An 11834-nucleotide genomic window follows, 5' to 3' on the forward strand; every position below is an offset into this window, starting at 1 on the left:
AGGGGCCCGGCGGGCCGACGGGGGTCGGGCAGCCGTCGGGGGCCGGGCAGGCCGGCAGGGGCCGGGCGGGCCGACGGGGGCCGGACAGGCCGGCAGGGGTCGGGCAGGCCGGCAGGGGTCGGGCAGGCCGGCAGGGGGCCGGGCCGGCCGACGGGGGCCGGACAGGCCGGCAGGGGTCGGGCAGGCCGTCGGGGGCCGGGCGGGGGTCGGGTCAGTTCCGGACGGGCGTCACGAGCGTGAGGCCGGCCTCGGCGGCGGCCGTGTAGCCGTCGTCGACGGCGACCACGTCGCGGCCCGCGGCATCCAGCACCGACGCGGCGATCGCCGCGCGCATCCCTCCCGCGCAATGCACCCACACCGTCCCGGCGGGCACCTCGTCCAGGCGCTGGTGGACCTGGTGGACGGGGATGTGCGCACTGCCCTCGATCCAGCCACCCGCCCGCTCGGCGTCGCGGCGTACGTCCAGGACCACCGGGTCCTCGCCCCGCTCGCGCGCCGCGGCCAGGCCGGCGAACGTCGCCCGCGGGAAGGACGCCGGCCGCTCCTGCCCGGTGACCCAGTGGGCCGGGGAGCCGACGGCGGCTGCGGCCGGGCGGTCGATGCCCACCCGGGCCAGCTCACGCTGAGCGCGGGAGATCTCCTCGGCGCTCCCCGCGAGCAGTGTCACCGGCCTGCCCCACGGAATCATCCACGCCAGATAGGTCGCGAGCTGCCCCTCGACCTCGAAGTTGAGCGAACCGGCCACGTGCCCCTCGGCGAAGGCCACCCGGTTGCGCAGGTCGACGACCCATTCGCCCGCCGCCAGGCGCCGCGCGATCTCACCCGCGTCGGCTCGCCGGGGCGCGGTCAGGTCCACGGGCGCGGGACCCGCGGCGTTGGCCGGACCCATGTGCGCGTAGTAGGCGGGAACGTCGTCCAGGCCGGCCAGCAGTTCCTCGACGAAGGTGTCCACGTCCTGGGCCAGCGCCGGGTTGGACGCCTTCTCCGACCCGATGGTGCTGTGCTTCCCGCCCGCCCGGGCGGAGGAGCAGAAGCTGCCGAACCCGTGCGTGGGCATGACCGCCACGTCGTCGTCCAGCTCCTCGGCGAGACGGTGCGCGGAAGCATGCTGGGCCCGCGCCAGCCGCTCGGTCAGCCGCGGCTCCACCAGGTCGGGGCGGCCCACACCGCCGATCAGCAGTGACCCGCCGGTGAAGGCGGCCACCGCACGCCCGTCCTCCTCCAGGACGTAGGAGGTGTGGTGCGGGGTGTGTCCCGGAGTGGCCACGGCGCGCAGCGTCAGTCCCTCGTCGATGTTCTCCACATCCCCGTCGGCCACGGGAACCCGCTCGTACGCCACCGACGCCCCGGCGGGCACGAGGTAGCGGGCGCCGGTCAGCCGGGCCAGCTCCAGACCGCCGGTGACGTAGTCGTTGTGCACGTGCGTCTCGGCGACCGCCGCGATCCGCACCCCGCGCCGCGCGGCGGCGGCAATCACCCGGTCGATGTCCCGCGGCGGATCCACCACGACCGCGGCCCGGGCGCCCCCGGCCAGATAACTGCGGTTGCCCAGACCTTCGGTCTCCAGGATTTCGGCAAAGAACACTGCACTCGCTCCCTCGTCACATATTTACCCCCCGGGGTATCTGCGTCCCACCGTAACAGAGATACCCCAGGGGGTATCGACGGGAGTGTGCGACGCCCATCACGCGAGCGGTCCGGCCATGGAGGGTCAGGGCAGGAACGGACGGCGCCCGGCCCGGAAGCAGTGCTTCCGGGCCGGGCGACAGGCTGTTCCGCTCCTATCCGGCCGCTCGCAGCGCCTCGCCCAGGATCGCCGCTCCCTCCTCGGCCTCCTCGACGGTGAGCGAGAGCGGCGGCGCGATCCGCAGGACGCTGGTGTTGTGGCCGCCGCCCTTCCCGATGAGCAGCCCGCCCTCGCGGGCCGCTTCGAGTACGGCCGCCGCCGCGTCCGGGTCGGCCTCGTCGGTGCCGGGCCTCACCAGCTCGATGCCGATCATCAGCCCCCGGCCGCGCACCTCCCGTACGGCGGCCGAGGCCGCGCCGACCGCCCGGAGACGCTCGATGAGCAGCCCTCCGACGCGCCGGGCGTTGCCCTGGAGGTCGTGCTCCAGCAGATACGAGAGGTTGGCGAGCCCGGCGGCCATGGTGACCGGCGATCCGCCGAACGTCGAGATGGAGTTGGCGTCCAGGCAGTTCATGACCTCGGCGCGGGCGACGACGCCACCGATGGACATGCCGTTGCCGATGCCCTTGGCGAAGGTGAGGATGTCCGGCGGCCCGCTCGCGGCGTGCGCCTGCCAGCCCCAGAAGTGGTCGCCGGTGCGGCCCCAGCCGGTCTGCACCTCGTCCGAGATCCACAGGATGCCGTGCCGGTCCAGGACCTCGCGGAACGCCGCGTACAGCCCGTCGGGCGGCGCGGTGAACCCGCCGACGCCCTGCACCGGTTCGGCGATCAGCGCCGCGGCGCCCCTGGTGTGGCCGAGCAGGTCCTCCAGATCGGCCACGCACGCCTTGATGAACCGCTCGTCGCTCAGCTCCGCGTACGGACCCCGGCCGCGGACCCCGCCATGGACGTACAGCGTCTGGAGCGGCGACAGGCTCGTGGTCGACCAGCTCCTGTTGCCCGTGATCGACACCGCCGAGAACGACCGGCCGTGGTAGCTGTTGCGCATCGCCAGGATCTGGTTGGACCCCCGGTGGGCGGTGGCGAGCAGCAGGGCGGTGTCGTTGGCCTCGGTGCCCGACGTGGTGAAGAAGACCCGGGCGTCCGGGATACCGGAGAGGGAGGCGACCCGTTCGGCGAGTTCCACCATCGGGCGGTTGAGGTAGAGGGTCGAGGAGTGGATGAGCCGGCCCGCCTGCTCGGCCACGGCCTTGGTGACCTCGGGCAGGGCGTGGGCGGTCATCGTGGTGAGGATGCCGCCGAAGAAGTCGAGGTAGCGGTTGCCGTCCGCGTCCCAGACGTGGCGGCCCTCGCCGTGGGTCAGCTCCAGGGGCCGGCGGTAGTAGAGCGCCAGCCACTCGGGGCTGACGGCGAGGTGCCGTTCGTGCAGTCCGGTCACGGCTCCACCAGCCCGTCGTAGGCGTCCGGCCGCCGGTCCCGGTAGAACGCCCACTGCTTCCGGACTTCCTCGATCAGGCCGAAGTCGAGGTCGCGTACGAGGAGTTCCTCCTCCTTGTCGCTCGCGACCTCGCCCACGAACTGGCCGCGCGGGTCGACGAAGTAGCTCGTGCCGTAGAAGTCGTTGTCGCCGTACTCCTCCTGGCCGACACGGTTGATGGCGGCGACGAAGTACTCGTTGGCGACGGCGGAAGCGGGCTGTTCCAGCTGCCACAGATAGCTGGAGAGCCCCCGCGAGGTGGCCGACGGGTTGTACACCAACTGGGCTCCGTTGAGTCCGAGTTGGCGCCAGCCCTCGGGGAAGTGCCGGTCGTAGCAGATATAGACGCCGACCTTGCCGACCGCGGTGTCGAAGACGGGCCAGCCCGCGTTGCCCGGCTTGAAGTAGTACTTCTCCCAGAAGCCCTTGACCTGCGGGATGTGGTGCTTGCGGTACTTCCCGAGGTACGAGCCGTCGGCGTCGATCACGGCGGCGGTGTTGTAGTAGAAGCCGGACTGTTCGAGCTCGAAGACGGGCACCACGACGACCATGCCGGTCTCGCGGGCCAGGTCCCGCATGCGCCGGACCGTCGGCCCGTCCGGCACGGGTTCGGCCCATCGGTAGTGCTCGGGTTCCTGCACCTGGCAGAAGTAGGGGGCGTTGAACACCTCCTGGAACCCGATGATCTTCGCGCCCTGCCGGGCTGCCTCGCGAGCGTGTTCCTCATGCTTGGCGATCATGGATTCGGTGTCGCCGGTCCAGGTCGCCTGGACAAGTGCGGCGCGTACGACGTGGGACATGAGCTGCTCCTTCGACGCGACGTCAGAGAGCCTTCTACGCGTTCTCTACGCCCGTAGACACGGTGCATAGGAGGAGAACGTAAGCCCCGTCACACAACGGGGCAAGACCATCGCCGTGAACCGGCGGAGTCGATCATGTTTCGTACCCGAGCGGTCCATACCGTCATCGGGGCCCCTCCGACGGCCCCCGGACGGCGGTTACGGCGCCACGATGCCCGCCACCCGCAGAGCGTGGACGACGTCCCACTCCCGCGCCGCCGAGATCTCGCGCGCGGCGGCGAGCAGCTGCGGGACGAGGGTGCGCGGTCCGCCCTCGGCGACGCGTGCGGCGTCCTGCGGGGTCCGTGCGCGGACGAAGGCGCCCAGCAGCGCCCGCGCCTCGGGTTCCAGGCCCGCCCGGTCGAGCGCGGCCACGGCGTCGGCGATCTCGCCGGCGGGCCGGGCCGCCCCCTGCCTCAGCAGCAGCCCGCAGTCGCCGTCACGGCCCGCCGCCGCCAGCACACCGACCGCCGCGGCGAGTCCGGCGGGCGGCAGGGAGGACACCTCCCACAGCAGGGTGGTCCAGTCGGCGTCCAGGCCCGCTCGGTGGAGGGCCACGGCGAGCACCGGCAGATGCCCGGCGGGCCGGCCGGCCGCCTCGCAGAGCACGGCGTGCGCCTCACCGCTGCGACCCTCGGCGCGCAGGCGTACGAGCAGGGCCACGGCGTCATCGGCGGCCCGGAGCACGGCGGGGTCGGGTTCCGCGGCGCGCGGGGCCCGTGCGCCGCCCTCCTCGGAGGGCGCCCCGCTGAAGCGCGCTCCGCGCGGGGAGGCGGTGGCCGGCGAGGGGGCCGGGAGGACGGGCACGGCGGACGGGAGCGGGTTCGGCTCCGCCTCGTCCTCGATCTCCAGACCGGCGAAACGCGCCCCGCGCATCTTCCTGCGTTTGGGGGCGGGGGCAGGGGCTGCGTCCTCCGGGGCGCGGCGCGGGCCCGGGACCACGGCCGGCGCACCGGGCTCCCCCTCGGCACGGAACCAGTCGTCCGGCACCGTACGCTCGACCGCCGCCAGCCGGTTGCGGAGCTCGGCGCACCGCGCGGTGGCACGGGCGTGGTCATCGCGCGCCCAGGCCAGGGCGTCGGTCTCCTCGTCCGGGGCACCGGCCCCGTCCGCACCGGCGGCCCTCATCCGCCGGGCGGCGTACGCCTGCTCCTGGAGCATCACACCGAGCCGGTCGGCAAGGGCCTGCCGGCCGCCCGGGCGCCTGTCGTGCGCGGCGGCCGACGCGGCGCACAGCTCGGCCGCGCGCACGGACTCCCGCGCGGCGTACGCACCGCCGCGTGCGGCGGCGAGGTCCTGGAGCAGGGACTCCACCACGTCCCAGGGCGGCACCTCGGTGCCGTCGAAGCAGGCGCGCATGCCCTCGGGATCGCGCGCGCGGAAGACTCCGTACCAGCCCTGCCCGGGGTCGAGCAGGGCAGCCAGGTCTCGTAGGTACTGTGCGAACGCCCTTACTTCCACCGCATGCTGTTGCACTGTCACCGTCGCTCTCACCGGCCGCCCGACTGGTTCTTCCGGTCCGCAGGCATTCGACCGCAGGCGTGTTACGGGAGGGCTACGCACGCTTTTCCGGCTCGGTGCGTCCGGAGTGCGCCGCACGGGGCGCGCGCCGGTCAGAGAGTGACGGCGATTCCCGTGTGGGGCCGCTTGCCGAGCCGTACGACCATGGCGGGCCAGTCCACGAGCCAGAACTTCCACGTGTACTTGCGGGCCAGCACCTTGCGCACCGCCGAGGTCCCCGCCGCGTCGAGCAGCCGGGCCGTGCCCTCGGCGCTCGGCGCGCCCTCGGCGATCCTGCCGCGGACGTCGCAGACGGTCACGAGGACCCGGCTGTCGTTGCGCAGCCGCTTGACCTTCCACGAGTCGGATCGCGTCCAGACGTAGAGGACACCGTCGTCCGCCGCCGCCCAGACGGGCGTGGCGACGGGTGTGCCGTCCTTCCGGTACGTGGTCAGACTGACGTACTCACTGCGCGCGAAGTCCTGGAGAGTCACGGGCGCGACCCTACTCCGCCCTACGCGATTAGCGGCAGGGCCCCCGCCTCCGCCACGGGCAGCGGGACGCAGCGCGTGAGCAGTTCGTCCATCGACAGTCCGAGGGCTCCGGCGAGCGCCGCGACCGTGAAGAACGCGGGCGTGGGCGCCCGGCCCGTCTCGATCTTCCGGAGCGTCTCGGCCGAGATGCCCGCGCTCGCGGCGACCGCGACCATGCTGCGTCCGCCGCGCGCCTCGCGCAGCACTTCGCCGAGCCGCTCGCCGCGGCGGCGCTCTTCGGGGGTGAGGGGGTTACGAACCATGCCGTCATTCTAATACCGGTCGGACCGGTATAGTAATTGGCATGGTTCATCTCAAGACAGACTCATCCATCGAGGCGATGCGCGAGGCCGGCCGGGTCGTCGCGCAGGTGCTCACCGCGGCGCGGAAGGCCGCGACGGCCGGCGTGACCCTGCGCGAACTCGACGAGGCGGCGCGCGAGGTCCTGCGCGAGGCGGGCGCGACCTCGCCCTTCCTCAACTACAAGCCGCACTTCGCCCCCACCCCGTTCCCCGCGGTCATCTGCACCTCGGTCAACGACGCGATCGTGCACGGGATCCCGACCGGCTACCGGCTCCGTGAAGGGGACCTGGTGAGCATCGACGCGGGCGCGAAGCTGAACGGCTGGGTGGGTGACTCCGCGATCAGCTTCACCGTCGGCCCGGCCGCGCCCGAGGACACCCGGCTCGTCGACACGGCGTTCGCCGCGCTGGACGCGGGCATCGCGGCGGCGGTCGTGGGCAACCGGATCGGCGACATCTCCCATGCGATCGGCACGGTGTGCCGGGGCGCGGGCTTCGGGATCATGGAGGACTACGGCGGCCACGGCGTGGGCAGGTCGATGCACGAGGACCCGTCCGTGCCGAACGAGGGGAAGCGCGGCCGGGGCATGCCGCTGCGGCACGGCATGGTGCTGGCCATCGAGCCGATGCTGACCGGCGGCGGCCAGGACACCTACCGCCACGACCAGGACGGCTGGACCCTGCGTACGACCGACGGCAGCCGCGCGGCGCACGCGGAGCACACGGTGGCCATCACCGACGACGGGCCCCGCATCCTGACGGCACTCTGAGCGGCCCCGTCCGCTCACGGTCCGCCGTCCTCGGCGCCGCTGGTCCGCCGCTGGTCCGCCACTAGTCCGCCGCTAGTCCGCCGCGACGAACTTCCGGGCGAGGGCCTCGCCCTCCGTCACCGCCGCCGCGTGGTCCTCGATCGGCGAGACGGCGGAGTCGCGGAACAGGATGTACGTGACGCCGGACGCCGTGCCGCCGCTCTTCGGGTCGGGGTCGATCCCGAGGGCCTTCGCCGTGGCGTACGAGGCCTCCCCGATGATCCCGGTGGGGCCGGTGTCCCCGACGACGGCGTACTGGACCTTGCCCCCGTGGATCACGGCGGCCACGCCTCCGCCCCTGATCCCGGACGTGGTGTGGTTCCAGAGCGGGCCGGGACCCGGCACGACGACGTACGGCAACGTGCTGGAGTCCAGCGGCTTGCCGGCCGACGTCTGGAAGGCCGTGGAGGGCAGGAACGAGGGGTCCGTCTTCTTGTTGCAGACGGTGGTGGTCCTGCCGTCGCAGTCGATGTCCATGTCCGCCTCCCAGAACACGGCCCCCTTCGTGCCGCAGACCGGGATCTTCGCCGGGCGGCCCTGGTCCGTCCGGTACAGCCCCTTGGAGATCCGGTCGCAGGTCTTGACCTCGGCCAGCAGCTCGGCGGCGGTGACCGTCCCTTCCCCAGGGACTCCGCCTTCCGGGGTGTCCGCCGTGGCGGGAAGCGCCGCGGCGGCGAGCACTGCGGCGCCGGAGGCCGCGGAGAGGGCGAGCATTCGCGTACGCACCGTGGGAGTTGCCCTTTCACTCGACACGGAGAGCCCGTGCGGGCCCTCCCTGGCCGACGGGGCCCGGTCCGGCCCCGGCCGCCGAACGGCCCGGGGCCGGCAGGACGCGTCGCGCCGTACCGGCCCCGGGGCTTCCGCACGCGGCGAGCCGTCAGCGACGGCCGCTCGGATTCACCACCATGGCCGAGCCCCCGCCGCGCCGCACCTTTTCGGCGGCCGCCAGCCAGCGGCCGTCGGGCAGGCGCTGGATGCCGGTGGCCGCCCCGATCTCGGGGTTCGCCTTGAACACATGTCCGAGCGCCTCCAGCTCCGCGCGCACCGGGCTGTCCCAGAGCCCCGGCTCGATCTCGGTGGTGGCCGAGTTGCGCTGGCTGGCGCGTGGCGCGGCAATCGCCTCGACCAGCGGGAGCCCCCGGTCGAGGTGGCCGGTCAGGGTCTGCAGCACGGTGGTGATGATCGTGGCACCGCCCGGCGAGCCCAGGGCCAGGACGGGCTTTCCGTGGTCCAGCACGATGGTCGGCGAGATCGACGAGCGCGGGCGCTTCGCCGGTCCGGGCAGGTTCGGGTCGTGGACCGCCGGGTTCGCCGGGGCGAAGGAGAAGTCGGTGAGCTCGTTGTTGAGCAGGAAGCCCCGGCCGGGCACGGTGATGCCGCTGCCGCCGGTCGACTCGATCGTCAGGGTGTAGGCGACGACGTTGCCCCACTTGTCGGCGGTCGTCAGATGCGTCGTGTTCTCGCCCTCGAACGTCGTCGGGGCGGCCTTGCCCCCGGTGGCGCAGCGGGCGGGGTCGCGCGGGTCACCCGGTGCGAGCGGGCTCGTGAGAACGGCGTCGTCCTTGATGAGGCACTCGCGGGAGTCGGCGAAGCGCTGGCTGAGCAGCTCCTTCGCCGGTACGTCCTCGAAAGCGGGGTCGCCGACCCAGCGGCCCCGGTCGGCGAACGCGATCCTGCTCGCCTCGATGAGACGGTGCAGATACCCCGCCTCGCCCGCCTTCGAAAGGTCCGTGGACTCGAGGATGTTCAGGGCCTCGCCCACGCTCGTCCCACCGGACGAGGACGGCGCGATGCCGTAGACGCCGAGGCCACGGTAGTCGACCTTCGTCGGGGCCTGGCTCAGCGCGCGGTACGCCTTCAGGTCCTTCGCCGTCAGATCCCCGGGACGCACCACACGGGTGGCCGCCGGGTCCACGGGAGGCGTGCGCACGGTCTCCACGATGTCCCGGGCGAGTTCGCCCCAGTACAGCTCGTCGATGCCCTCGCGGCCGAGCGTCCGGTACGTACGGGCCAGGTCGGGGTTCTTGAAGACCGAACCCGTGACCGGCAACTCCCCGCCGGGCAGGAAGAGTTCGGCGCTGGCGGGGAAGTCCGCGAAGCGCGCCTGGTTGGCCGCGGTCTGGGAGCGGAAGGTCTCGTCCACGACGAATCCGTCACGCGCCAGCCGCTCGGCGGGGGCCAGCAGCCGGCCGAGCGGCTTGCTGCCCCAGGCGTCGAGCGCCTTCCGCCAGGTGGCGGGTGTGCCGGGTGTCCCGACCCCCAGGCCGCTGGTCACCGCGTCGTTGAAGGGGATCGGCTTGCCGTTCTCCAGGAAGAGCGAGGAGTCGGCGCTGCGCGGGGCGGTCTCGCGGCCGTCGATGGTCCGGACGGTGCGGGTCCTCGCGTCGTAGTGCACGAAGTACCCGCCACCGCCGATCCCGGCCGAATAGGGCTCGGTCACACCGAGTGCGGCGGCGGTGGCCACGGCCGCGTCCACGGCGTTGCCTCCCTGACGGAGCACCTCGATGCCGGCCGCCGACGCGTCCGCGTCGACGCTGGACACCGCTCCCCCGTAGCCCACCGCCACCGGGGATTTGGGGGTCTGCGCAGGTGGCGAGGGTGAGGCTGGGGCCGCTGCACCGAGCGAGCCGATGACGGCGATCACGCTCAGGAACGACACATTCCGGCCGACGGAACGACGCATCCGTACCTCCAGTGAAGGATCGTCCGCGCAGGGTAACGCCGCATCACACGGATCGTCAGGACCGCCTCGGCCGTGTGTCCGAACGGACCGCTGATATGCCCGCTCATGAAGCCCTGGCCAGCCCCTGGACCCGGAATATGGGCGCTTTCCATCCCTGACGGACATCGACGGCCCGTCACCTTCATGGTCTGTCCCTCAGGTGCGAGTCCAGCGCTGGTTGCTGCCGCCCGAGCAGGAGTAGAGCTGGATGAGCGTGCCATTGGCGGTGTCGCCGCCGACGGCGTCGAGGCACAGGCCGGACTGGACACCGACGATGGAACCGTCGGAGTTCAGGCGCCATTTCTGGTTGTCGCCGCCCCAGCAGCTGTAGATCTGGACTTTGGTGCCGTTGCCGGTGCCGGCGGCGTCCAGGCACTTGTTGCCGTAGACCTTGAGTTCACCGGTACTCGTAGGGGTCCACTGCTGGTTGGGGGCGCTGTGGCAGTCCCAGAGCTGGACCTGGGTGCCGTCCGTGGTGCTGCTGTCGGGTACGTCGAGACAGCGGCCGGAACCGGAGCCCTTGATCTGCCCGGAACCCTCAGGGGGTGTGGTCGAGCCGCCGCCGTTGAGTGCATTGAGGACGGCGGTGTAGGCGGCCTTCTTGCTGCCGTCACCGTTGAACAGCAGCGGCGTGTCCTGCGATCGCCAGGAGTCGGTGTCGCGCACACCCCAGACGGTGATGCCGAGGCAGCGCGGGACGGCGAGGCAGTCGTTGGTCACGCTGGTGTAGGTCGAGGCCGAGGCGCCCTGGATGTCGAGTTCCGTGACGGCTACATCGACGCCGAGTGCGGCGAAGTTCTGCAGCGTGGTTCGGAAGTTGCTGTTGTAGGGGCTGCCGCTGTTGAAGTGGGCCTGGAAGCCGACGCAGTCGATCGGCACGCCGCGCTGCTTGAAGTCCCGGACCATGGAGTACATGGCCTGCGTCTTGGCCCAGGTCCAGTTCTCCACGTTGTAGTCGTTGTAGCAGAGCTTGGCCGCAGGATCGGCGGCGCGCGCGGCACGGAAGGCGACCTCGATCCAGTCGTTGCCGCTCCGTTGCAGGTTGGAGTCTCGCCGGGCGCCCGAATCTCCGTCGGCGAAGGCCTCGTTGACGACATCCCACTGGACGATCTTGCCCTTGTAGTGGGCCATCACGCCGTTGATGTGGTCGGTCATCGCCTGGCGCAGATCGTTGCCGCTGAGGTTCTGCATCCAGCCGGGCTGCTGGGAGTGCCAGGCCAGGGTGTGGCCACGTACCTGCTTGCCGTTCTGCACCGCCCAGTTGTAGACGCGATCGGCGGAGCTGAAATTGAACTGGCCCCGCTGTGGTTCGGTGGCGTCGATCTTCATCTCGTTCTCGGCCGTCACCATGTTGAACTCGCGGTTCGCGATCGTGGTGTACGCGGAATCACCCAGCTTGCCGGAGGCTATTGCGGTGCCGAAGTAGCGGCCGCTCTGCGTCGCCGCGGCGCCGAGCGTGTTCTCGGCGGCCTGTGCGGTCGGCGGCACGACCAGTGCGGCAACCACACCGAGGCTGCCGACGACCAGCGCTGACACTAGATTGCGGATCTTTCGCCTGACAGCCGCTCCGGGGAGGGCGTATGAACTCATCTCTGTGCCTCCAAAGTTGAGATCGGGAGGGGGCCGAAGTGAGGGAATGCGTCCGCCCGTCCCATGGGACGGACGGACGGGACGAGCCACCTCGGACAATTGTGTTGTCCAGGTCACCCCAAGCGTCCGAAATTTCGAACTGCGGTCGGCTTCTCAGACGTAAGGATCCGCAGCTTGACAGTGGATCGTCAATACGCCTGCCTGAGTTTCTTTCACTGCTCCGAAATTTTCGGGATCGGGAAAGGATGCCTAGGGGGCGCCGGGTTCCGTAGGGGGTGGGCATTCCGGGGCCCCATCAGGGCATCCCGGGTCCGGCGGGTCGCTCGGGACGAGCGCGGCAGCTCGCCACAACGGAAGGGCGGGGACCTTTGTGAGCAGATCGGCGCGAGGTCTTGACCGAACGGCCTCGCATTCCTAACTTGTGACGTCACGACA

The 11834-nt window shown here is 71.7% G+C and carries 10 protein-coding genes; 1 reads left to right on the forward strand and 9 read right to left on the reverse strand.

The genetic code is table 11. The features are described from left to right. Window positions 1-211: 211 nt before the first annotated feature. The 6 genes from ACWCQM_RS21870 to ACWCQM_RS21895 form a co-directional block, all read right to left on the reverse strand. The gene (locus ACWCQM_RS21870; RefSeq protein ID WP_450916839.1) at window positions 212-1585 is read right to left on the reverse strand and encodes a rhodanese-like domain-containing protein; all 1374 of its coding nucleotides are present in this window, start codon (window positions 1583-1585) and stop codon (window positions 212-214) included. A gap of 196 nt (window positions 1586-1781) precedes the next feature. Beyond that, complete coding sequence (locus ACWCQM_RS21875; protein ID WP_450916840.1) at window positions 1782-3065, reverse strand: aspartate aminotransferase family protein; 1284 nt, start codon at window positions 3063-3065, stop codon at window positions 1782-1784. Then, window positions 3062-3904 (reverse strand): nitrilase-related carbon-nitrogen hydrolase, encoded by an 843-nt coding sequence (locus ACWCQM_RS21880; protein WP_267078113.1) that lies wholly within the window; start codon window positions 3902-3904, stop codon window positions 3062-3064. The genes ACWCQM_RS21875 and ACWCQM_RS21880 overlap by 4 nt, the downstream gene beginning before the upstream one ends. 198 nt (window positions 3905-4102) lie before the next feature. Next, window positions 4103-5425 carry a hypothetical protein gene (locus ACWCQM_RS21885; RefSeq protein WP_450916841.1) on the reverse strand — a complete coding sequence of 441 codons (1323 nt, stop codon included), beginning with the start codon at window positions 5423-5425 and terminating at the stop codon, window positions 4103-4105. Between the two features lie 131 nt (window positions 5426-5556). Then, window positions 5557-5937, reverse strand: coding sequence for a PPOX class F420-dependent oxidoreductase (locus tag ACWCQM_RS21890; RefSeq protein WP_450916842.1), 381 nt, complete (start codon window positions 5935-5937; stop codon window positions 5557-5559). A 20-nt stretch (window positions 5938-5957) separates the two neighbouring features. Next, window positions 5958-6239, reverse strand: a complete 282-nt coding sequence (locus ACWCQM_RS21895; RefSeq protein ID WP_267078107.1) for a helix-turn-helix domain-containing protein — start codon at window positions 6237-6239, stop codon at window positions 5958-5960. A gap of 41 nt (window positions 6240-6280) precedes the next feature. Between ACWCQM_RS21895 and map the strand changes: the two genes are divergently transcribed. Then, window positions 6281-7048: a type I methionyl aminopeptidase gene (gene map, locus ACWCQM_RS21900; protein ID WP_450916843.1), complete on the forward strand. Its 768-nt coding sequence runs from the start codon at window positions 6281-6283 to the stop codon at window positions 7046-7048. Window positions 7049-7120: 72 nt separating this feature from the next. On the opposite strand, the gene ACWCQM_RS21905 is transcribed toward map, so the two are convergent. The 3 genes from ACWCQM_RS21905 to ACWCQM_RS21915 form a co-directional block, all read right to left on the reverse strand. After that, window positions 7121-7813, reverse strand: coding sequence for a glycoside hydrolase family 75 protein (locus tag ACWCQM_RS21905; RefSeq protein ID WP_450916844.1), 693 nt, complete (start codon window positions 7811-7813; stop codon window positions 7121-7123). 151 nt (window positions 7814-7964) lie between these two features. Beyond that, a complete protein-coding gene (gene ggt, locus ACWCQM_RS21910; protein WP_450916845.1) occupies window positions 7965-9770 on the reverse strand; it encodes a gamma-glutamyltransferase in 1806 nt (601 codons plus the stop codon). 195 nt (window positions 9771-9965) lie between these two features. Beyond that, a complete protein-coding gene (locus ACWCQM_RS21915) occupies window positions 9966-11399 on the reverse strand; it encodes an endo-1,4-beta-xylanase (RefSeq protein ID WP_450916846.1) in 1434 nt (477 codons plus the stop codon). Window positions 11400-11834: the final 435 nt, after the last annotated feature.

The organism is Streptomyces sp. NPDC002125, from assembly GCF_053593715.1.

Excerpts from the sequence above, each read along its gene's own strand:
- ACWCQM_RS21880 (WP_267078113.1), bottom strand. The coding sequence starts at position 3,904 with ATGTCCCACGTCGTACGCGCCGCACTTGTCCAGGCGACCTGGACCGGC.
- ACWCQM_RS21895 (WP_267078107.1), bottom strand. The coding sequence starts at position 6,239 with ATGGTTCGTAACCCCCTCACCCCCGAAGAGCGCCGCCGCGGCGAGCGG.
- map (WP_450916843.1), top strand. The coding sequence starts at position 6,281 with ATGGTTCATCTCAAGACAGACTCATCCATCGAGGCGATGCGCGAGGCC.
- ggt (WP_450916845.1), bottom strand. The coding sequence starts at position 9,770 with ATGCGTCGTTCCGTCGGCCGGAATGTGTCGTTCCTGAGCGTGATCGCC.
- ACWCQM_RS21915 (WP_450916846.1), bottom strand. The coding sequence starts at position 11,399 with ATGAGTTCATACGCCCTCCCCGGAGCGGCTGTCAGGCGAAAGATCCGC.